At 62.7% G+C, this 20,508-nt stretch carries 18 protein-coding genes and 1 pseudogene; 5 read left to right on the forward strand and 14 right to left on the reverse strand.

Annotated elements, in window-relative coordinates:
- Positions 1-29 precede the first annotated feature (29 nt).
- The 10 genes and pseudogenes from tcuC to ACYASU_RS23715 form a co-directional block, all read right to left on the reverse strand.
- The gene (gene tcuC, locus ACYASU_RS23670) at positions 30-1,328 is read right to left on the reverse strand and encodes a tricarballylate/proton symporter TcuC (protein ID WP_463584275.1); all 1,299 of its coding nucleotides are present in this window, start codon (positions 1,326-1,328) and stop codon (positions 30-32) included.
- Positions 1,329-1,519: 191 nt separating this feature from the next.
- Positions 1,520-2,395 carry an EthD domain-containing protein gene (locus tag ACYASU_RS23675; RefSeq protein ID WP_463584276.1) on the reverse strand — a complete coding sequence of 292 codons (876 nt, stop codon included), beginning with the start codon at positions 2,393-2,395 and terminating at the stop codon, positions 1,520-1,522.
- A 94-nt stretch (positions 2,396-2,489) separates the two neighbouring features.
- On the reverse strand, positions 2,490-2,729 hold the full coding sequence (locus ACYASU_RS23680; RefSeq protein ID WP_192173510.1) for a hypothetical protein: 240 nt from the start codon (positions 2,727-2,729) through the stop codon (positions 2,490-2,492).
- Between the two features lie 33 nt (positions 2,730-2,762).
- Positions 2,763-3,557, reverse strand: a complete 795-nt coding sequence (locus ACYASU_RS23685; protein WP_192173511.1) for an NYN domain-containing protein — start codon at positions 3,555-3,557, stop codon at positions 2,763-2,765.
- A 118-nt stretch (positions 3,558-3,675) separates the two neighbouring features.
- On the reverse strand, positions 3,676-4,605 hold the full coding sequence (locus tag ACYASU_RS23690) for a 2-hydroxyacid dehydrogenase (protein WP_463584277.1): 930 nt from the start codon (positions 4,603-4,605) through the stop codon (positions 3,676-3,678).
- Positions 4,586-5,950 (reverse strand): MFS transporter, encoded by a 1,365-nt coding sequence (locus ACYASU_RS23695; RefSeq protein ID WP_346625814.1) that lies wholly within the window; start codon positions 5,948-5,950, stop codon positions 4,586-4,588. The genes ACYASU_RS23690 and ACYASU_RS23695 overlap by 20 nt, the downstream gene beginning before the upstream one ends.
- Positions 5,951-6,484: 534 nt before the next feature.
- Positions 6,485-6,934 (reverse strand): thiol-disulfide oxidoreductase DCC family protein, encoded by a 450-nt coding sequence (locus tag ACYASU_RS23700; RefSeq protein ID WP_463584278.1) that lies wholly within the window; start codon positions 6,932-6,934, stop codon positions 6,485-6,487.
- Positions 6,931-7,926, reverse strand: coding sequence for an aldo/keto reductase (locus ACYASU_RS23705; RefSeq protein WP_463584279.1), 996 nt, complete (start codon positions 7,924-7,926; stop codon positions 6,931-6,933). The genes ACYASU_RS23700 and ACYASU_RS23705 overlap by 4 nt, the downstream gene beginning before the upstream one ends.
- Positions 7,927-7,992: 66 nt before the next feature.
- Positions 7,993-8,856, reverse strand: a complete 864-nt coding sequence (locus ACYASU_RS23710; RefSeq protein ID WP_407073243.1) for a methyl-accepting chemotaxis protein — start codon at positions 8,854-8,856, stop codon at positions 7,993-7,995.
- A pseudogene (locus ACYASU_RS23715) lies at positions 8,851-9,624 on the reverse strand (MCP four helix bundle domain-containing protein); the annotation flags it as partial. The gene ACYASU_RS23710 and the pseudogene ACYASU_RS23715, both read right to left, overlap by 6 nt.
- Positions 9,625-10,034: 410 nt before the next feature.
- Here ACYASU_RS23715 and ACYASU_RS23720 point away from each other — a divergent pair.
- The 5 genes from ACYASU_RS23720 to ACYASU_RS23740 all read left to right on the forward strand — a co-directional run bounded on the left by ACYASU_RS23720 (position 10,035) and on the right by ACYASU_RS23740 (position 15,062).
- Entirely contained in the window at positions 10,035-10,946 is a 912-nt protein-coding gene (locus tag ACYASU_RS23720) for a LysR family transcriptional regulator (RefSeq protein WP_463584280.1), read from the forward strand.
- A gap of 106 nt (positions 10,947-11,052) precedes the next feature.
- Positions 11,053-12,246 carry a CaiB/BaiF CoA transferase family protein gene (locus tag ACYASU_RS23725; protein ID WP_463584281.1) on the forward strand — a complete coding sequence of 398 codons (1,194 nt, stop codon included), beginning with the start codon at positions 11,053-11,055 and terminating at the stop codon, positions 12,244-12,246.
- Complete coding sequence (locus ACYASU_RS23730; RefSeq protein WP_463584282.1) at positions 12,243-13,181, forward strand: hydroxymethylglutaryl-CoA lyase; 939 nt, start codon at positions 12,243-12,245, stop codon at positions 13,179-13,181. The genes ACYASU_RS23725 and ACYASU_RS23730 overlap by 4 nt, the downstream gene beginning before the upstream one ends.
- Positions 13,182-13,290: 109 nt before the next feature.
- The gene (locus ACYASU_RS23735) at positions 13,291-14,628 is read left to right on the forward strand and encodes an MFS transporter (protein ID WP_463584283.1); all 1,338 of its coding nucleotides are present in this window, start codon (positions 13,291-13,293) and stop codon (positions 14,626-14,628) included.
- 53 nt (positions 14,629-14,681) lie between these two features.
- Positions 14,682-15,062, forward strand: a complete 381-nt coding sequence (locus tag ACYASU_RS23740; RefSeq protein WP_463584284.1) for a VOC family protein — start codon at positions 14,682-14,684, stop codon at positions 15,060-15,062.
- A 91-nt stretch (positions 15,063-15,153) separates the two neighbouring features.
- Here the strand turns inward: ACYASU_RS23740 and tssA are convergent, their stop codons facing one another.
- From tssA to tagF, 4 genes are all read right to left on the reverse strand, one after another.
- Positions 15,154-16,254 (reverse strand): type VI secretion system protein TssA, encoded by a 1,101-nt coding sequence (gene tssA / locus ACYASU_RS23745; RefSeq protein ID WP_463584285.1) that lies wholly within the window; start codon positions 16,252-16,254, stop codon positions 15,154-15,156.
- A gap of 101 nt (positions 16,255-16,355) precedes the next feature.
- Positions 16,356-16,874 (reverse strand): Hcp family type VI secretion system effector, encoded by a 519-nt coding sequence (locus ACYASU_RS23750; protein ID WP_065988935.1) that lies wholly within the window; start codon positions 16,872-16,874, stop codon positions 16,356-16,358.
- 160 nt (positions 16,875-17,034) lie between these two features.
- Positions 17,035-19,530 (reverse strand): type VI secretion system membrane subunit TssM, encoded by a 2,496-nt coding sequence (tssM, locus tag ACYASU_RS23755; protein WP_463584286.1) that lies wholly within the window; start codon positions 19,528-19,530, stop codon positions 17,035-17,037.
- Complete coding sequence (tagF, locus tag ACYASU_RS23760) at positions 19,527-20,453, reverse strand: type VI secretion system-associated protein TagF (protein ID WP_463584287.1); 927 nt, start codon at positions 20,451-20,453, stop codon at positions 19,527-19,529. The genes tssM and tagF overlap by 4 nt, the downstream gene beginning before the upstream one ends.
- Positions 20,454-20,508 lie beyond the last annotated feature (55 nt).

The raw sequence follows: 20,508 nt of genomic DNA on the forward strand, positions 1-20,508 counted from the left end.
TTTTAGTAAAGAGTTCATGACAGGGTCCTTCAAGCAGTGGCAAGTGACTGAGTGGCGAGGCGGCGGTACAGCACCAGCGTCGCGGTAAAGGCGCACAGGGCGGCGAAGATCATCCAGTAGGCCGGCGCGGCCTTGTCTCCGGTCAGGTGAATGAGCCAGGTCGAAACAGCCGGCGTGAAGCCTCCGAAAATTGCTGTCGCCAGGCTGTAGGCGAGGGAGAAACCGGCCACGCGCACCTCGACGGGCATCATTTCCGTGAGCGCGGGAATCATCGCGCCGTTGTAAATGCCGTAGAGAAACGAGAACCACAGCAGCACTTCGAGCATGTGGGCAAAGGTCGGCGTCTGGGCCAGGAATGCCAGCGCGGGATAGGCCGTCAGCAGCGTCAGCAATGACATCGCCAGCAGCAGCGGCTTGCGCCCCAGTCGGTCACTCAGGGCGCCGCCGACGGGCAGCCAGAAGAAGTTCGACACCCCCACCAGCAGCGTCACGATCAGCGCATCACTGGTACTGAGCTGCAGCACCGAGCGGCCGAAGGTCGGTGCGTAAACGGTGATCATGTAAAAGGCGGTGGTGGTCATCGCCACCATCAGCATCCCGAGGATGACCACACTGGCGTTGCCGAGGAGGGTTGCGAACACTTCCTTCATCGTCGGGCGGTGTTTGCGCGTGGTGAACTCCGCGGTTTCTTCAAGGCTGCGGCGCAGCAGAAAAATGAACGGGATGATCAGGCAGCCGACGGCAAACGGAATGCGCCAGCCCCATGCCGACAGCTCGGTCGGGGCAAGCCATTGATTGAGGCCGTAACCCAGGGCGGCGGCGACAACGATGGCCACTTGCTGACTGGCCGATTGCCAACTGGCGTAAAAACCTTTGCGCCCCGGCGTTGCCATTTCGGCGAGGTAGACGGACACGCCGCCCATCTCTGCACCTGCGGAGAATCCCTGCAGCAGCCGTCCGAGCAAGACCAGCGCCGGTGCCCACAGGCCGATCGTCGCGTAACCCGGCACCAGGACGATCAGCAAGGTGCCACTGGCCATGATTGCCAGCGTCACGATCAGACCGCGACGGCGCCCGACATCGTCGATGTACGCTCCCAGCAGCACGGCGCCCAGCGGCCGCATCAAGAACCCTGCACCGAAGACAGCGAAGGTCATCATCAACGAGGCGAACTCGTTGCTGGCGGGAAAGAAAGCGGAGGCGATCTGGGTGGCGTAGAAGCCGAAGAGGAAGAAGTCGAACTGTTCAAGAAAGTTTCCGGAGGTGACCCGGAAGACCATTCCTGCCCTGGACTTCCCGGAGGAGGTCTGGCTTGGCGGTTGATGCATGTTGTTCTCCAGCGTTTTTTTTGAGTTTGTAAGCGCTTGTAACTGGAGATTCTGTGGCAATTTTCAGACGACGATAATCGTTATTTTTTCATCCTTTGATGCATGGATCGGATCAATTGCGAGGCCGTGGCGGGTGCTCACAGGCTGGAAAGGCGTCGGCAGCCGTGGTCTACGGCCGCCGACCGGAATTGTCAGCGGGACTGCGTGCCTTTGAGCATCAGCTCTTCAACATCCGGCTGAACCTGATTCACCGCGCCCAGGTATTCAATCAGCTCGGCTGCCCGACTGCCGCGCAATCCTGCGGTGGTCAGGGACTTGTCGCGCACGTAGGTGTAGAGCCCGGAGACGGCGAACGTCTTGAGCTGGGCGATGTGCTTCGATTGTTCAGGCAGGGTGTTCTGGAACACGTCGCTCTGGAAAAAACGCCGACGCGCCAGTGGCGACTTGAACGCGATTTCCAGCACGGCCAGTTCGGCGCGGGCCGGGTTGGCAAAGTGAGCGACGTTGGGCGCAGGTGGGTGCTGGCCATCGTTCTCGAACGGTTCGCACAGGTGCAGGCAGACTTTCACCACTTCATCGGACGCTGCCAGCAGCGGTCCCAGATCTGACTTCAGGTACGCGTGCAGCTGCGCCAGGGTTTCCCGCGGGCTGAAGTGGATGTGAATACGGTCGAAGGTGTCGGTGCCGTTGAACCGCTCATCCGCCAGCGAATTGGTCAGGGTCAGCGAGCCTTGGGGCAGGGCATAGGCCAGGGTTTCGTCGAACATGTTCTGCTCGTCCGAGAACAGGATCGGGCTGGCGTCCTGAAACTGCTTCTGGTCCGCAGCAGATTCGAAACCGATCTCCACCCCACCGTCCAGTTCGTAATCCTGAATCTCGCTGATGCCCTCGGCGAGGGGCCAGAGGTGCGCGTCCTGCTGCCGGGAAAAGTGGTGCTGGATGTACAAGCCCAAGCCCGGAAGCCGCGAGCACAGCGGGCCGTGGACGTCGCGCCAGTAATGGGCGAACACGTCATGGGGCACGCGCTCCCGTCGTTTGACGGTCGTGTAGCTGTTGATCTCGATCATGGGGCACCTGTCAGTCGGGAAATGTTCAGTCGTAGTGATCGGATGCAGGTGCCGCTGCAGGGTTCAACGTTTTTACCGGACGTCGTCGGCAGGCCTACTCGGAAGCGACCTGCGTGACGCGAATCTCCGTCAGCCCGAGCTGGCCGGCCTGTTCGATGATTTCATCCGGCTCGGCATCGGCGTTGGGCATGATCAGGCTGTTTTCGCTGTCGCCGAAATGCAGCTCAAGCAGGTGCATCGCCGCGTCGCTCGCTGACAGTTTCGGCTGATTCAGGTCGAAGCGATGATTGCGGGGTTCAGCGTTGAAGCGGTAGTCGACTGAATAAATGGGCATGCATGGCTCCATAGATGAGAAACGCTGGTCGGGTTACTTGCCGTTTTGTTTGTGCCTGACGTACATCACCGCCGTGCCACTGGACGCGGGTCTGGCTTGCAGCTCGAACGCCTGCGGGTAGCCCTTGATCAGGTCGCTGAGCTTTTTGTAGCCATGGGTGCGCGGGTCGAATTCCGGTCGCAGCTTGGTGATGTTGGTGCCGAGGGCGCCGAGCTGCACCCAGCCGTCTTCGTCGGCGATGTCGTCGAGGATTTTTGCGATGAAGCTGATAGGCGCCTTGGGCCGTTTTGCCGTCTCGGTCGCTGCGGGTTTGGCCATTTCTGACTGCGCGGGAGCGTCGAGCGTTTGCTCTGCGCTGGCGGCGGCAATCACCTCTTCGCGGAGCAGTTCGATGTAGATGAATTTGTCGCAGGCCGCCACGAACGGTCGCGGCGTTTTCTCTTCACCGAAGCCGATCACGGTCAGGCCCTCCTCGCGCAGTCGGGAGGCCAGGCGGGTGAAGTCGCTGTCGCTGGAGACCAGGCAGAACCCGTCGAAGCGGCGCGTGTACAGCAGGTCCATGGCGTCGATGATCAGCGAGCTGTCGGTGGCGTTCTTGCCTTTGGTGTAGGCGAACTGCTGAATGGGCTGGATCGAGTGGTCGAGCAGGACCTTCTTCCAGCCGCCGAGCTGCGGCCCGGTCCAGTCGCCATAAATGCGCTTGACGCTGGCGACGCCGTATTTGGCGATTTCTTCGAACAGGCCTTCGACGATGGCGGCGGGGGCGTTGTCCGCATCGATGAGAACGGCAAGGTGTTTTTGAGCGTGGCTGGAGGGGTTCGTGGCCATGGATCTTCCTTGGCAGGGGAAAGCCACACCATACCTGCAAATACTCATCGCAAACAGGCAACCCATTCTGTCTGCTGCGGCTCGGTTGTTCATTCATCGAGCCGCTGGCGACGTCGGACTAGTCCGGCACGGGCGTGGGCAAGTCTGTGCCGCTGTGCCAGGCGTGGAGGTTGGCCATGACCAGATCGGACATCGCCTGCCGGGTGTCCCACGTGGCGCTGGCCATGTGCGGGGTGAGCAGGACGTTGTCCAGATCAAGCAGCGCGGCGGCGGGGTGAGGCTCGTTTTCGTAGACGTCCAGCGCCGCGCCGGCCAGACGACCTTCGGCCAGGGCCTTTGCGAGGGCGTTTTCGTCGACCACGCTGCCACGGCCGACGTTGATCAAATAGCCCTTCGGTCCCAGCGCCTCCAGCACCTGCGCGTCCACCAGATGATGGGTGCTGGCGCCGCCACCGACGGCGACGACGAGAAAATCCACCGCCGCAGCCAGTTCAAGCGCCGACGCGTAATAGGTGAACTCGACGTCCTGAGGCCGGCGCCCGGTGTAGGCGATCGACATGTCGAAGCCTTGGGCGCGACGGGCGATGGCAGCACCGATGCGGCCCAGACCAATGATGCCCAGTCGCGCCCGGCTGACCTTGCGGCTGAAGGCGATGGGGCCATTTGCCCAGGCGCCCGAGCGGGTGAAACGGTCGGCCACCCGCAGGTTGCGCGCGATGCCCAGCATCAAGGCCATGGCGAAATCCGCCACGTCTTCGGTGAGCACATCGGGGGTGTGGGTGACGCGGATGCCACGTTCCCGCGCCGCCGCCACATCGACGCCGTCGTAGCCCACGCCGAACACGGCAATGACTTCCAGCGCAGGGAGGCTGTCGATCAACTGTCGGCTAACGGTGGATTCGCCATTGGCGACCATGGCGCGGATGTCGGCGGTCGATTCGTCGACGCCGGCGCCATTTTGCTCGGCCTCCACCACCTCGTAGGTCGCGTTCAGCGCGTCATCGAGCATGGACGGCAGACGGGCAATTTTAAGGAGCCTTGGCTTCATCTAAACCTCTTGGGACAGGCGCCGCAGCGGGAGCAGTGGCGCGGGCGGTGACCGGTGCGGCACGGGGCGCGCGGGCCAGGAACAGTCCCAGCACACCGCCAGCGACCAAAGCTGCGGAGACCAGCAGCAGCGCGTAGTCGTAGCTTTGCGTGGCGTCCTTGATCCAGCCCATGACGGGCGGCAGGCCAAGGCCGGCGATGTTGGCGATGGAGTTGATCAGCGCGATGGACGCCGCAGCGGCAGCACCCGACAGGTATTCGGTGGTGGTCGCCCAGAACACCGGCGTGGCGGCCCAGTTCAGACCGACCGCCACCACCAGCAAGCCGTACGCCAGCCACGGGTTGCTGGTCCACACCGCCAGCGCCAGCAGCACACCGGCCGCCATGAGCGGCAGCGCCAGGTGCCAGCCGCGCTCGCCCTTGCGGTCGGAATGGGTGCCGTTGAAATACATGAACACGCAGGCAAACAGGAAGGGCAGCGCGGACATGACGCTGACGGTGAACGATTCCTGGCCGGACACCGACTTGACGATCAGCGGCAGGAACAGCGTGATGCCGATGGTGCCGAACGCCTGCAACAGCCAGAAGAGACTCAACAGCCAGACCTGACGGCTGCGAAACGCGGTCTGCCAGGCGGCATGGTGGGAGATCGGCGAGCTCGCTTGCTCGGCAGCAATGGTCCGGCTCAGCCATTCCTTCTGATCGGCGTGCAGCCAGTGGGTGGTCTGCGGCGAATCCGGCAGGTAGCGCAACACAACGATCCCGAGGATCACCGCCGGCAGGCCTTCCAGCAGAAACAGCCAGCGCCAGCCGCTGACGCCGAAATACCCGTCCAGGTGCAGAAACGCCCCCGACAGCGGCAGGCCGATCACCGACGCCAGCGCGGCGCCGATGTAGAAGAACGACATGGCTTTGGCCCGATCGGTCTTCGGGTACCACTGCGACAGGTAGTAAATGATCCCCGGCGTAAAACCGGCTTCGGCGGCGCCCAGCAGCAGGCGCATGCCGTACAGCTGGTTGGCGCTCTGCACGAAGGCCATGCCCGCAGCGACGATGCCCCAGGTGATCATGATCCGCGCAATCCAGCGCCGCGCGCCGACCCGCGTGAGGATGACGCTGCTCGGGACTTCGAGAAGGATGTACGTCAGAAAGAACAGGCCCACGCCGATGCCGTACATGCGAGCGGTCAGGCCCAGCTCGGCATTCATCTGCAACGCGGCGACGGAGATGTTCGACTTGTCGATGTACGCGACCATGTACAGCAGCATCAGGAAGGGGATCAACTTGAGGTTGAGGCGCTTCATGGTGCTGGCGTGCAGGCCCGAATCCATTAATGGCTGGGGCATGGGATTTCCTGTTGTTTTTATATAAGGAGCTGCGGGAAGCGAAGACGTCCCACCATAGACGACATATTCTGATACCTCAATATGTGATTATCAGTCCCATATAGTGGGATCTACCGAGTTGAGGCTGATCCGAGATCTCGAGCAATGCGCAGGACGTGTGGGAGTGAGCTTGCTCACGAAAGGGCCGGGGCATTTGGTCACTTTCTCTGCGGACTGAACATAGCTTTCGCGAGCAAGCTCGCTCCCACGAGATCGAGGAACGGCTTGAGATTTCGAGCCATGCGCAGGACGTGTGGGAGTGAGCTTGCTCACGAAGGGGCCGGTACATTTGGCCACTTTCTCCGCGGACTGAAGATAGCCTTCGCGAGCAAGCTCGCTCCCACAAGATCGAGGAACGGCTTGAGATTTCGAGTGATAGGCAAGGCGTGTGGGAGTGCTCCCACGGGATCGCGGGATGACTTGAGATTCCGAGTCATGCGCAGGGCGTGTGGGAGTGAGCTTGCTCACGAAGACGGCATTTCAGCCGCTGAAGATTTAGCGGTGGTTGAGGGCGTTCTTGCTCAGGAAGCGGCCCGGATGATCCGGGGCAGGCAAGCGACACGCGTCATAACGGCCAAACAGCTTGTAGCGGTTCAGCGCGATCTTGTCGTACAGCCAGTCGCGCAACACCCTCGGGAACATCCGCGCCATGAGCAGCCAGTGCCACCGCGCGGGCAGGTGGGCGAGGATCTTGAACATCGCGTCCGAGCGCACATAAAAGCGGTCGTTTTCCACCAGCACGATGGTGTTGAACTGGTCCTGGGGCAACCCGGCCCATTTCAGCAGCGCCTGACCCTCGGGCGACTGTACGGCCGCCAGCGTCAGGCGGTGCTCGCGGTCCTGGCTGATGATGAAGGTCGCCCAGCCATTGCACAGTTTGCAGGTGCCGTCGAACAACGCGACGGCCCGGCCGGTGGCAAGCCCGGAGTTACCGTTGGGCTTCACGCGAAGCCCGTGACAGCATGGGGAACGTAAGGCGCTTCAAGGCGTTTCACTTCATCATCGCTGAGCACCAGTTCCAGCGCCGCGATCGCATCGTCCAGATGGTGCGGCTTGGAGGCACCGACAATCGGTGCCGACACGCCCCGCTGGGCCAGCACCCAGGCCAGCGCGACCTGCGCCATGGGCACGCCGCGCTCGCCGGCAATCTGCTCGACCACATCAATGACGCGGCCATCTTCGACTTCCGTCGCCTCGTAAAACGACTGGCCAGAGATGTCGGTTTTCGTACGTTCGGTCTGCTGACCGTGGGGCCGGGTGAGCCTGCCACGGGCCATCGGGCTCCAGGGCATCAGGCCGACGCCCTGATCCAGGCACAGCGGAATCATCTCGCGCTGTTCTTCGCGGTACAGCAGATTGAGGTAGTTCTGCATGGACACGAAGCGGCTCCAGCCATGGGCTGTCGCGACCTGCTGAGCCTTGGCGAACTGCCAGGCGAACATCGACGACGCGCCGATGTAGCGCGCCTTGCCGGCGCGAACCACGTCGTTCAGCGCTTCCATGGTTTCTTCGATGGGGGTGTGATAATCCCAGCGATGAATCTGGTACAGGTCGACGTAATCGGTGCCCAGCCGGGTCAGGCTGGCGTCGATGTTGGCCATGATGGCTTTTCTCGACAGCCCCTGTTCGTTGGGCCGCTTGGAGCCTTCCCACATGTTGGCCGGAAAAAACACCTTGGTCGCGATGACGGTTTCTTCGCGACGGGTGAACTCCTTGAGCAGCTTGCCGACGATGATTTCCGAGGTGCCCGCCGAATAGCTGTTGGCCGTGTCGAAGAAGTTGATGCCTTGCTCGACGGCATGCTTGATGATCGGCCGGCTGGCGTTTTCATCCAGCGTCCATGGGTGCGTGCCGGCATCCGGGTCGCCAAACGTCATGCACCCCAGGCACAGCCTCGACACGTCCAGACCCGTGGAACCCAGCTTTACAAACTTCATGCTTTACCTCCGAAATCATCTGATGCCGCCAACAGGCGGCTCAGTGTTGCGATTCCGCGGGTGCCATTAAGTTCTGAATTGCATCACCAGACCGTTCAGGCCCACCGCGAGTTGCGACAGTTCATTGCTCGCCGCCGAGGTCTGATGGGCGCCGGCAGAGGTCTGCAGTGACAGGTCGCGAATGCTGGTCAGGTTGCGATCGACTTCCCGGGCGACCTGGGCCTGTTGTTCAGTGGCGGTGGCGATGCTGACGTTGCGCTCGTTGATCAGCACGATGGCGGTTTTGATTTCGGCAAGGGCGCGACCGGCGGCACCGGCAACGTCCAGGCTGACCCGGGCGCGCTCGCTGCTCTGGCCCATGGCCGTGACCGCCTTGTGGGTACCGCCCTGAATCGAGTCGATCATCTTTTCGATCTCGGCGGTGGACTGCTGGGTGCGGTGGGCCAGGGCCCGCACTTCATCGGCCACCACCGCGAAACCACGTCCGGCTTCGCCTGCGCGGGCCGCTTCGATGGCCGCGTTGAGGGCGAGCAGATTGGTCTGATCGGCGATGCCGCGGATCACGTCCAGTACGCCGCTGATGTTCTGCACCTGGCCGGCCAGGCCATTGATCTCATCCGCTGTGCTGCCGACCGAGTCATGCAGCTCGTTGATCGCCGAAATGGTTTCGTTGACCCGCAGGCGGCCCTGTTCCGCCGAGTCGCTGGAATCCCGTGCCGCCGTCGAAGCCAGGGAGGCGTTGTGGGCGACTTCTTCCACCGCTGCGCTCATCTGATTGATGGCGGTGGCGGCCTGATTGATTTCGTCATTCTGACGCTGAACCCCGCGCAGGGATTCTTCGGTCACGGCGGTCATCTCTTCGGAAGTCGAGGCCAGCTGATTGGACGAGTGGCCGAGCTCCGAGAGCGTGTGGCGCAGGTTCTGCTGCATCACCGACAGCGCTAGCAGCAGGCGGCCCGGCTCATCGGAACCGTCCACTTGAATCGGCTTGCTCAGGTCGTTGGCAGCGATGTTCTCCGCGACGGCCAGGGCCTTGGCGATGGGCGCGACCAGGCTGCGGGTAAACAGCGCAGCCAGGGCGAGGGTGGCAGCGAGGGCGATCACGATGGCGCCAATGATGACATCGCGGGACTGAGCGTAACTTTCATCTGCCGCGACATCCGAGTCCTGCATTTTCTGGTTGCCCAGGTCGGCGATGGTCGCGATGTCCTTGGCGAGGGCGTCGGCCGCGCGGGTCTGTTCCCCGGACGGTTCGGTCAGCGAAACGATAATGTCATCCCGTTTCTGCGCCGCGGCGTCGAGAAAGCGCGTGTGCACGGCGAGGTAGGCCTGCATGTCGCGCTCCATCTCGCGGTAGGCGTTCAGGCCACGCTCGGTGATCAGCAATGACCTCAGGCCCTGCACGTCTTTCTCCAGTTCGGCACGGCCCTGACTGACGCGCTTCATGGCGGCGTCGGTGCTGGCGGGGCTTTGTGCGGCGCGCAGGCTGGTGTTGCCGAGGCGGATGGTCAGCAGGTCATTTTTGATGTCGGCGATGGCGAGGAGGGTGGGCAGCACGTTGTCCTGCAGGGCGTCGCGGGCGTCTTTCAGCCTGGACGATTGCATCAGTGAGAACAGTCCGACGGCGGCGATCAATACGGCGAAAAAGCCGAAGCAGATCAGCGAGCGGGGAGCAATGTTGAGGCGTCTGAGGTTCATCTGGGGGCTGTCCGTAGAAAGAGGAATCCCCCTGTTATCGACCTGAATCGGTTCAGCTTGATGGCGGATTATCCTCCTTTTGGCAGAAATACAGTGTCTTACCCATCCTTTTGGATGGATGCGGTTGCCGTCGCAGACTCGGACGGCAACCCTGTTATGTCAGCCTCGTGTCGGGAAGGCGTCATTTGTCTCGACGTAAATGGATGGCGCACACGCTGGCATATTCCCGGCTAAAGCCGGTCCCACTAGCACAGCGCGTATCGATAGTGGGACCGGCTTCAGCCGGGAAGGCGTCGGACGTCACGCCGCGAAATTGATGGTGTTCGCGGTGACCGCTTCCCGGCCAAAGCCGGTCCCACCAAGCAGCAGCGCGTTTATGCTTTCGGCCGCGCCCCGATCGAGTACGTCCCATGCTCCATAAAAACCTCATCCGCCGACTCGACCTGATTACCCTCAAGCTCTTCGTGGCGGTGTACGAAGAAGGCACCCTGACCCGGGCGGCGGCGCGCGAGGCGATTGCCGTGTCGGCCGCCAGCAAGCGGCTGATGGAGCTGGAAGAAGTGCTCGGCATTGGCCTGTTCCTGCGCAATGCCAAGGGCATGCTTTTGACGGCAGCAGGCGAGACCATGCTGCACCATGCCCGGCAGATGCTCTCCGATCTGGAAAAAATGGGACTTGAACTCGACGAGCACCTGCAGGGCATGCGCGGTTATGTGCGCATGCTGGCCAACCTCTCAGCCATCATTCAGTTCTTGCCGGAAGACCTGCACGCCTTCGTGGCCACTCATGAGTTGGTCAAAGTCGATCTCGAAGAGCGGCCCAGCAACGGCGTCGTGCAGGGCTTGGTCGACGGTGTCGCGGACATCGGCATCTGCTCTGCAGACACCGATGTTCAGGGGCTTCACAGCGCACCGTATCGGCGCGACGAACTGGTCGTCGTGATGCGTGACGATCACCCGCTCGCCGGGCTGCAACAGGTGGCGTTCGAGGACACCCTCGGCAGTGACTACATCGGGCTGCACGCCGCCAGCTCCATCAACATGCGTACCCAGAACGCCGCTCGCGCCCACGGCAGGCCGCTGCGGGTGCGCATCCACGTGCCGGGTTTCGACGCCATGTGCCGGATGGTCCAGGCCGACATGGGCATCGGCGTACTGCCGCGCAAGGCGTTCGACCTGCTCGGTCCGTCGCTGGGCCTCAGGGCCGTAGGCTTGAGCGATAGGTGGGCCCGGCGCACGCTGATTCTGGTGGTGCGCGACACCGCGGCACTGTCGCCGGTCAGCCTGTTGCTGTTCGAGCATCTGCAGAGCCACGGAGGCTGAGCGTTCGCGTTTTGCGAACGGTCGTTGCCAACTGACGGTTGGATTTGCCGAACCCCGTTCCTCTAGTCTTGGCGACAAATTCCAAGAAAGACTCGAGGTCACCGCTATGACAGGCCCCCTTCAAGGCGTGCGCGTCATTGAAATCGGCACACTGATCGCTGCACCCTTTGCCGCCCGCCTGCTGGGCGAGTTCGGTGCCGAAGTGATCAAAATCGAATCCATGGGGCAGGGCGATCCGCTTCGTAAATGGCGAAAGCTGCACGAAGGCACTTCGCTGTGGTGGTACCTGCAGTCGCGCAACAAAAAGTCCCTTTCCCTGAACCTCAAATCCCCCGAAGGCATCGACATCGTCAAGCGGCTGGCTGAAAGCGCGGACGTGTTGATCGAGAACCTGCGGCCCGGAGCCCTCGAAAAGCTGGGTCTTGGCTGGGAGGTGCTTCACGCGCTGAACCCCAAACTCACCCTCGTGCGCATTTCCGGCTACGGTCAGTCCGGTCCTTACCGCGACCGTCCCGGGTTTGGCGCCATTGGCGAAGCCATGGGTGGCATCCGCTACACCACCGGCACGCCGGGCTCGCCCCCGGCGCGGGTCGGGGTCAGCCTGGGGGATTCGCTGGCGTCAATGCACGCGGTGATGGGCGCGCTGATGTCGCTGTTGCGGGTCAAGACCGGCCAGGGCGATGGTCAGGTGGTCGATGTGTCCCTGGCCGAAAGCGTGTTCAACGTCATGGAGAGCCTGGTGCCGGAATACGACATGCTTGGCCACGTCCGTGAGCGCAGTGGCGGCGCACTGCCGGGCATTGCGCCGTCCAACACTTACCCGACCGCCGATGGTGCCTACGTGGTCATCGCCGGCAACAGCGACCCGATCTTCAAGCGCCTGATGCAGACCATTGGCCGCGCCGATCTGGCCGAGGCCCCTGAGTTCGCCCACAACGATGGCCGCGCCGCCCAGAGCGACATGCTCGACGGGGCGATCAGCGCGTGGTCGTCGGCCTTGCCCATTGACGCGGTGCTCAAGGCGCTGGAGCAGGCCGAAGTGCCGGCGGGGCGGATCTATAACGTTGCGGACATCGTCGCCGACCCGCATTACCAGGCGCGCGGGATGATTCTCGACGCCGATCTGCCGGGCGGGGCCACGGTGAAGATGCCGGGCATCGTGCCGAAACTTTCCGAGACCCCAGGCGCCGTGAACTGGCAAGGCCCTGCGCTGGGGCAGCACACTGACAGTGTGCTCGGCGAGCTGGGCATGAGCGCCGATGACATTGCGCAGCTCAAGCACAGTGGGGTGGTGCAATGATCACCGACTTTTCCCAGCGCCTGATCGTGCAGGAAGTGTCGCCGCGCGACGGCTTGCAGATCGAGCCGACCTGGGTGGACACCGCTGACAAGATCGCCTTGATCGACCAACTTTCTCTCGCCGGTTTCAGCCGCATCGAAGCCGGTTCTTTTGTTTCCCCCAAAGCCATTCCGGCCTTGCGTGACGGGGATGAGGTGTTTCGTGGCATCCGGCGCCAGCCCGGCGTGACCTACGTCGCCCTGATTCCCAACCTGCGCGGTGCCCAGCGGGCCATCGAGGCGGGTGCCGATGAGCTGAATCTGGTGATGTCCGCCAGCCAGACCCACAACCGCGCGAACATGCGCATGGGCTGCGAGCAGTCCCTGGCGGCCTTTGCCGATGTGGTCGCACTGGCCTCGGGCACTGGCCTGAGCCTGAACGGCTCCATCGCCACCACATTCGGTTGCCCGTTCGAGGGCCGCATCGATGAAGACCGTGTGCTGCGGATCGTCGATGACTATCTGGCGTTGGGCATGCACGGCATTTCCTTGGCCGACACCACCGGCATGGCGAACCCCCGTCAGGTGTTTGCGCTGGTGCAGCGCCTGCTGACCCGTGTCCCGGCATCGGCGCTGACGCTGCATTTTCACAACACCCGCGGCCTGGGGCTGAGCAATGTCCTCGCCGCTTACGAAGCGGGGGCGCGGCGCTTTGATGCCTCGCTGGGCGGTCTCGGTGGCTGCCCGTTTGCGCCGGGTGCATCGGGGAATATCTGCACCGAGGACCTGGTGAATATGTGCGATGAGATGGGCATCGAGACAGGCATTGACCTGGCGCATCTGCTCGTCCTGTCGCGCGGTTTACCGGAGCTGCTGGGCCATGAAATGCCGGGGCAGGTGGCCAAGGCAGGGCGCAACCGTGATCTTCACCCGGCCCCGGAAAACCTGCCCGCCTAACGCGCCGTGCGCCCCGGTTTTCCCCCACAAACGCGCGCACTCCGCCGCGTGCGCGTCCAGACAACAAAAACAATAGGGCTCTCTCAGGGAGTCCATCTGGAGTATTGCAATGACCGTCTCTGTTCTGACCCCGAACAGCAGCCTCGCCGAGGTTGTAAGCGCCGAAAAGGCACTGATCCGCAAGGTCGCCTGGCGGTTGATGCCGTTGATCATGGTCTGCTACCTGTTCGCGTTTTTTGATCGCATCAACATCAGCTTCGCCAAGTTCCAGCTGCAGACGGATCTGAGCCTGAGCGACACCGCGTACGGGCTGGGGGCGAGCCTGTTCGTCATCGGCTACGTGCTGTTCGAAGTGCCGAGCAACATCATGCTGTACAAGGTGGGGGCGCGGCGCTGGATTGCCCGCATCATGATGTCGTGGGGCGTTGCCACGGCGCTGATGGTCTTCGTCACCGCCGAATGGCAGTTCTATGTGCTGCGTTTCATCATCGGCGCCATGGAAGCGGGTTTCGCACCGGGCGTGCTGTTTTACCTGACGCTCTGGTTCCCGCAGACCTACCGGGGCCGCATCACGTCGATTCTGTTCCTGGCCTCGGCCTTCGCCGGGCTGCTGGGCGCACCGGTCTCGGGGCTGGTGCTCGGTCATATGGACGGCGTGATGCAGCTGCGTGGCTGGCACTGGCTGTTCCTCCTCGGTGGGCTGCCTTGCATTGCCCTCGGTTTCGCTGTGCTGAAGCTGCTCAAGGACCGTGTCGCGGATGCCCACTGGCTGACCGATGCCGAAAAAACGTATCTGTCGAGCCGCATCGCCCAGCATGAGCCGAACAAGCAGGGCGGCTCGCTGCTGACCGCGCTGAAGATGCCAGGCTTCCTGATGCTCGGGCTGATTTATTTCCTGATTCAGGTGGCGTCCTACGGCCTTAACTTCTGGGCACCGCAGCTGATTCGCAGCGCCGGCGTCGAAAGCCCTGTGATCATCGGGCTGCTCACGGCCATTCCGTATATCTTCGGCGCCGTCAGCATGATCGTTGTCGGACGTCTCTCGGATGCCAGCGGCGAACGCCGCAAATTCGTCTGCGGGCTGATGGTGCTCGGGGCCATCGGCTTTTTCAGCGCCGGATTTTTTGCCCAGCACACCAGCCTGCTGATCGTCTCCCTGGCCATGCTCGGTGGCGGGATTGTCGCCGCCATTCCGGCATTCTGGACCCTCCCGCCCAAGCTGTTGGCGGGCGCAGGTGCCGGCGCTGCGGGCGGTATCGCGCTGATCAACACCCTGGGGCAGTTTGGCGGCATCGTCAGCCCGGTGATGGTCGGCGGGATCAAAGACCTCACCGGCACCACGACGCCCGCGCTTTACGTCATCGGCGTGAGCAGCCTGGTCGCGGCGAGCCTGTTAATGTGGGCATTGCCGCAGAAGCTGAGAACGCTGGACAAGAACGAACACTGAGGTCCGTCAGGACTGCCTGACGGTCGACCTCTTTAGCCCACGGAGCGCGCACAATGATTGATCACCTCGACCATCTGGTACTGACAACTGTGGACGTTGAGGCCTGCAAGGATTTTTACGTCCGCGTCATGGGCATGCAGCTGGAAACCTTCGGCAGCGGCCGCCTGGCGTTTCGCTTTGGCAACCAGAAGATCAACGTTCACGAGCGCGGTCACGAATTCGAACCCAAGGCTCACCTGCCAGTGCCCGGCGCGCTGGACCTGTGCTTCATCGCCAGTCAGACCCTCGACGCGGTGATCGCGCACTTGCAGGCGCAGGCGTGGCCTATCGTGGAAGGGCCGGTCCAGCGCACCGGTGCCACAGGCCCGATTCGTTCGGTTTATGTGCGTGACCCCGATCTCAACCTGATCGAGATTTCCGAACTGATGGGCTGACAGCGCTGGTCGATCCCACAGATCTTCATCCACCTGTAACGGCGGCGGCGTCTTTTTTGATGAGCGTTCGGTTGCCCGTCAGGGTTTCGTGTCAGCCCTTCGGCTCTTTCGTCCCCAGCACATCACGAATGCTGTCGACCACGTTGCTGTCCTTGATCACGTCGTTGAGCCAGCCTTCCAGCGGCATGTTGCCCCATTTGATTGCGCGTTCGATCAGGTACGGCACCGGGCTCTGCGGCTCGGTTTGTTTGAAGAACTGGGCGACGCCGGCGAGCATGGTGAAGGCTTCGTCGCGGGTCAGCGGCGTGGTGCGCAGTGGCGCCGACGCGGTGTCTTTCACGGTGATGGTCATGGCAGGCCCCGCAGCAGGTTGATCGGCCGGTTCGGCGACAGGTTCGGCGGTCGGCTGGGCAGGCGCGGGATTGACTTCCACGCCACGGTCCTTGAGCAGTTTTTCAGCCAGTTGCGCGGCGCGGGAGAGGATCTCGCTCAAACCGGCAAAGCTTGGCGCCTCAACACCGAACAGGCGATCCGCCGTGGCTTGCAACTGCCGGCAGGCCTGCAGGCTGTCGGTGATTTCCGATGCCTTGCGCAGGAAGTGCTCGGTGTCGGTCAGCACCACCGAACGCTGGAAGATTTCCGCGTTGATCTTGCCTTCGTCCAGTGCGACGCGCATCGCCTGCGGGTTCTGCAGGGCCAGGTTTTCGATGTGCCGGGATTCGTCATAACGCAGCAGGCCGAACTGATCGCCCTGGGTGATCGGCAGTCCGCCGACCACATCGGCCAGGGTGGTTTTCAGCCAGGCCAGGCGTGCCGCGCGCTCTTCCAGGCCTTCGTCCAGCGCCGGGTACAGGTCATCCCAGAAGCGCTCAAGAATCCGCTCGGCCAGGGTCAGGCCGAAGGTGATGCCGAGGAAGTGGTATTTGTGCGCCAGGGCTTCACTGAGCCAGGCGACCAGCATCAGATCCTTGCTCTGCTGAGCAAGGCCTTGTGCAGCCAGGGTGATCGTCAAGTCCCAATCCGAGGATTTCAGATCGGTCTGCCAGTCACCCTGAGTCAGGTAATCAGGGTCCGCTCGACGAGCTTCCTTGACGTTGTCGAACAGCGTGGAAAAGCTCAGGTCTTCGCCGCTTCCTCCATCGATCGGCGCTGTCAGTTCGGTCAGTGAAAGGTCGTTGAGAAATTCAGACATGGTCAACTCGGGATAAGAAAAAAGAACACCGCGCCGATCCAGCCGACGCGGTGTTGAATACGGCCCGCTGCGCCAGGCAACGGACCGCTGTGACTACTCGATCAAGCGAAAACCTTGTTCGCAGTACGGTCCCAACCGCCAGTGACGTTACCGCCACCCTGGCCATCGGCACGGCTCTGCTGGGTGTACGTGGTCTTGATGCGAGCGAAGTTGAAGCTGATTTCTTCGATCGGCAGGTCGCTGACGGCCTTGTCTTCGCCATCCTGACTGCCACCGGCAACGGCCTTGACCGACGACACCACAACCTCTTCCAGGTTGATGGTCAGGTAGGTCAGCTTGTCGCCGCCCGCACGGTTGACGTTCAGCTGGATCTTGGCGATGTGAGTGCCTTTGCAGCACGCTTCGAACAACTTTGCAGACGCTTTGTCGACTGCTTTGCGGATGCTGAAATCGCTCAGTGCAACACGCTCGGAGGACGCACCGCCCGAAGAGCTGGCAGTCGCCGACGTCGCTTGAGTGGCGCCGTACTCGTAGCCGAGTACTTCAATCCAGTCCTTGTGCTTGTCATCCAGAACTTCGCCTGGAATGCCGTCGATCTGAATATATGCGTCAAATGCCATTTCTTGATTCTCCTTACTTACAGGTTGGGGCTAGCCGTCCAGCGGCCAGGTCACGCCCCTTGATTTGACCCCTCTGAAGCGTCAGAGGAATCGGTTGCCGCTGCCCGGGCCTTCATGCAACAGGGCCCTGGCGTCGGGTTCTTCAGATGCCTGCGCCCAATCAGTTGAGCGCACGCACCTCGATTTCTACGCGCCGGTTCGGCTCAAGGCACTGGATCAACTGCGCGCGCGGCTGCTGCATGTCGCACTTGACCAGCGGCTTCTCGCTGCCTTCGCCCACGGCCTCCACCAGCTCGGCGGGCACGCCCTTGCCGACCAGATAGGTCTTGATGGTTTGCGCCCGCTGCCTGGACACCTGCAGGTTGCCCTGACGGTCGCCGAGCTGGTCGGCGTGACCGGCGATGATGATTTTGCCGATGTTCGGCGTGCTCAGCAGCTTGCCGGCGATGGCGCTCAACTGGCTCTGGCCCTCGGTTTTCAGGCTCTGGAAATCGGCACGGCCGAAGGCGAACAGGGTGTCCGATTCCAGGGTGATGGTCTCGATGGAGCGCAGTGACTGCGAGAGCAGGCTGTTGATGTAATTGCGCGAACTGGAGGTCAGGAACGCGTTGTCGAGAATCCTCGGCACGTCCGGCTCGTGGATCTGGTCGCTGTAGAAATTAACCTGGCGACTGGCAAGCTCGTAGTCCGTGCCCGAGTTCGTCGCAGCGCCCGTCGCGCCGATGGTTTTGCCGGTCTGCTTGGCGATGGCCGGGTACCAATAGTCAGGAATCTTCGCCTTGAGGAACGCCGGATCGGCTTTTTCCCGTTGTGACCGCGAGAGCTGAACGTAGGTCTCCAGGGTGGCCTTGCCAAAGTCGGCGATCGACTGCGCGCGGTTGTCATTCGGCAGGGCGCGCGGCTCGACGCTGTCGACGCCGGTGACCGGCATCAGGTCCTTGGCGTTGCGCTGGTAGACCTTGATCGTGGTCAGCAGGTACAGCGAGCGGGTGAGGTTGTCCGCAGTCGGCTTGAGCATGACCGTTTCCAGCCGGTTGAAGTAACGCGCTCGCACCAGCGGCTCGACGTCGTAGCCCTGATAAAGGCCCAGACGCAGGCGCAGCGGCACGCCCTGATCATGGTGGCGAACGTAGTAATCGGCGGTCCGGACACGCAAGCGGTCAAGGGTTTGCCAGTCGGTGTACTGCCCCGGCGTCGCGTTATCCTGGGCTGCCGCAGCGGTCAGCTCGGAAGACAGCGTCTGGATCTCGGTCTTGTTGTTCCAGTACGACCAGCCCCACGCGCCGCACAGCAGCAGGGCGATAAGGCTGGCGCCGCCGACCCACGCGGCCTTGCGACGGCGTTCGCGAGCGTTGCTGGTGTACAGCGCCACCAGATGCTGGTCGGGGATGATCACTTTGCGGAACAGGCTGTTGATGAACAGCGGCTGAGGCTGGGCCTGGCCGTGAGCGGTTGCATGTTCGGCTTCCAGAGAGAATCGCTCGCTGACCTGACGGGTGTGGCCCCCCAGTTCCGGCGCGTCGGCATCCAGTGCGCTGGTGAAGTAGAAGCCGCGCAACAGCTCGGCGTTCTGATACGGATTGGCGCGCAGCAGGGCGTCGACGAACAGTTGAAGGCGGGGCTTCAGCGCCGCGAGTTCCAGCGGGAAGCGGTAGACCGCCGAGTCGCGACGGGTGATCTGGATGTCCTGCAACACCAATTGCTGGCTGGCCACTTCCTTCCAGTAGTTGACCAGCTCGTCCATGGCCACGCCGAAACGCTGGGCCCAGTCGGCTTTTTCATAGTCCCTGTGGGGGAAGGTCTTGCCCATCACTTCGCCACGGCCCACCTCGTCGAGCTGGCGATAAAACGGCGCGAAACCGGGGACCAGGTCACACTTGGTGAAGACCAGATAAATCGGCAGGCGCACTTCCAGCAGCGAGTAGGTTTCCTGGATGCGCTCACGCAGGCGCTTGGCCAGACGTTCCTGGTCTTCCAGCGAGGCCTGCAGGATGTCGTGGATGCTCACCGTCACGATCAGCCCGTTGAGCGGGCGACGCTGACGGTGCTGGCGCAGCAGTTGAAGGAAGCCGCGCCATTTACCGGCTTCCTCCTGATCGGTCATGTAGCGGCCGGCGGTGTCCAGCAGCACCGCTTCGGAGCTGAAGAACCAGTCGCAATTGCGCGTGCCGCCCAAGCCGGCGACGCGCACGCCTTCGCGCTCGGCGTAGGGGAAATTCAGGCCGGATTGATAGAGCATGGTGCTCTTGCCGGCGGCTGGTTGACCAACCACCAGATACCACGGCAGGGCGTACAACGCGTCCTTGGCACGGGTGCCGCGCGGGGTGTTGCTGCGCAGGCGATCGATGCTTTGCAGCAGGCGTTCGCGCAGCAGGCTGACCTCTTCGCGGTCCGCGGGGCTGGCGTTCAACACCGCCTGATCGGCGTCGTCGCGCAGCAGCCCCTCGAGGTTGTGCTGCCGCGAAGTGCTCCGGTAGAGATACAGCACGTAGCCAATCGACAGCAGCAAAAACACGCCGATGCCGGTCAGCAGGCTGCCCAGGGAACTGAAGTCCAGCGCGCGGCCCAGCCCCCAGACGATGAAGATCGTCAGGAAGAAGCACACCCCCAAAATGTAGGGTTGGTAACGCAGCAGGTAATACTTGAGCTTGTTCATACAGACTTCACATCCAGCGCGTCGACAAAACGGTCGATGACGTCATAAAGGGGGCGTTCGGTGTCGGGAAACTGAGGCGGGCGGTGGTGTTCGTCGAATGCCGCGAAATCCGCCAGCACGTCGTAATGCTCCGGCCGCTCGGCCGGGTCGGTCAGGGCCGTGTACAGGCCGGTGTTGCTGCGCGACGGGAAGCACAGCAACTTGGGCCGCATGAAGTCATCGGCCAGCACGCTGACCTGGGGCGACACACGGCCGGTTTTCATCCGCGTCAGCCAGTCGACCCACAGGTCCGCCGTCGGGTTCTTCAAGCCGCGTTCTGCCGGCAGCGGCAGGCTGATACCCGGCGCCTGTGCCTGATTCAGCGGGCGGCGCAGCGCATGCAAGCGGGTCAGCACGGCATTGGTGACGAACTCCGGCCAGGAATGACCCAGCGCCGTGGCGATGTCCCGCAGGTTGAAGTTGCGCAGGAATTTCTCGTGCACCTGGCGGAACAGGGCGAAGTCCTGCCCCTGCAACGGGCGCAGGGCCTTGATCCGCTCGAACAGCACTGCCGATCGCTCGCCCTGGGCACCGAGGTGCAGCAGCGGCTTGATCTGCGCGCAGAACAATTCGCTCAGGGTGAAGGGGTTGACCAGCGGCCCGCCATCCCCCGCCTTCACGGACTGGAAGATGAACAGCGGGTAACGGCGCTGGCTGGAATCCATCGAACTGACCAGCCCGCCCAACAACCAGTTGCCCGAGCGCGCGCGGTACGAGAAGAAGCACAGCGGCAGGCGATCGAATCGCGCCTGCCAGTCTTCCTTCGAATGAATCGCCGCCAGCGACCCCTGCAGCCAGCCGTCGAATTCGCAGACGTCATCCGCCGCGCCGTGCAGGCTGACGAAGTCCGCGCTCGACGGCAGCTTGCCGAAGCAGCCGATCATTGACGGCGCTCCCGGCCGCTCACGCCGCAGCGTGCAAAGAACAGCGCGCCGCTCA

It is taken from the genome of Pseudomonas sp. HP_12 (assembly GCF_055283955.1).

Excerpts from the sequence above, each read along its gene's own strand:
- ACYASU_RS23750 (WP_065988935.1), bottom strand. The coding sequence starts at position 16,874 with ATGGCATTTGACGCATATATTCAGATCGACGGCATTCCAGGCGAAGTT.
- ACYASU_RS23740 (WP_463584284.1), top strand. The coding sequence starts at position 14,682 with ATGATTGATCACCTCGACCATCTGGTACTGACAACTGTGGACGTTGAG.
- tagF (WP_463584287.1), bottom strand. The coding sequence starts at position 20,453 with ATGATCGGCTGCTTCGGCAAGCTGCCGTCGAGCGCGGACTTCGTCAGC.
- ACYASU_RS23730 (WP_463584282.1), top strand. The coding sequence starts at position 12,243 with ATGATCACCGACTTTTCCCAGCGCCTGATCGTGCAGGAAGTGTCGCCG.
- ACYASU_RS23680 (WP_192173510.1), bottom strand. The coding sequence starts at position 2,729 with ATGCCCATTTATTCAGTCGACTACCGCTTCAACGCTGAACCCCGCAAT.
- ACYASU_RS23735 (WP_463584283.1), top strand. The coding sequence starts at position 13,291 with ATGACCGTCTCTGTTCTGACCCCGAACAGCAGCCTCGCCGAGGTTGTA.
- ACYASU_RS23710 (WP_407073243.1), bottom strand. The coding sequence starts at position 8,856 with ATGCAGCAGAACCTGCGCCACACGCTCTCGGAGCTCGGCCACTCGTCC.
- ACYASU_RS23725 (WP_463584281.1), top strand. The coding sequence starts at position 11,053 with ATGACAGGCCCCCTTCAAGGCGTGCGCGTCATTGAAATCGGCACACTG.
- tcuC (WP_463584275.1), bottom strand. The coding sequence starts at position 1,328 with ATGCATCAACCGCCAAGCCAGACCTCCTCCGGGAAGTCCAGGGCAGGA.
- ACYASU_RS23685 (WP_192173511.1), bottom strand. The coding sequence starts at position 3,557 with ATGGCCACGAACCCCTCCAGCCACGCTCAAAAACACCTTGCCGTTCTC.
- ACYASU_RS23695 (WP_346625814.1), bottom strand. The coding sequence starts at position 5,950 with ATGCCCCAGCCATTAATGGATTCGGGCCTGCACGCCAGCACCATGAAG.
- ACYASU_RS23675 (WP_463584276.1), bottom strand. The coding sequence starts at position 2,395 with ATGATCGAGATCAACAGCTACACGACCGTCAAACGACGGGAGCGCGTG.
- tssM (WP_463584286.1), bottom strand. The coding sequence starts at position 19,530 with ATGAACAAGCTCAAGTATTACCTGCTGCGTTACCAACCCTACATTTTG.
- ACYASU_RS23720 (WP_463584280.1), top strand. The coding sequence starts at position 10,035 with ATGCTCCATAAAAACCTCATCCGCCGACTCGACCTGATTACCCTCAAG.
- tssA (WP_463584285.1), bottom strand. The coding sequence starts at position 16,254 with ATGTCTGAATTTCTCAACGACCTTTCACTGACCGAACTGACAGCGCCG.
- ACYASU_RS23690 (WP_463584277.1), bottom strand. The coding sequence starts at position 4,605 with ATGAAGCCAAGGCTCCTTAAAATTGCCCGTCTGCCGTCCATGCTCGAT.
- ACYASU_RS23705 (WP_463584279.1), bottom strand. The coding sequence starts at position 7,926 with ATGAAGTTTGTAAAGCTGGGTTCCACGGGTCTGGACGTGTCGAGGCTG.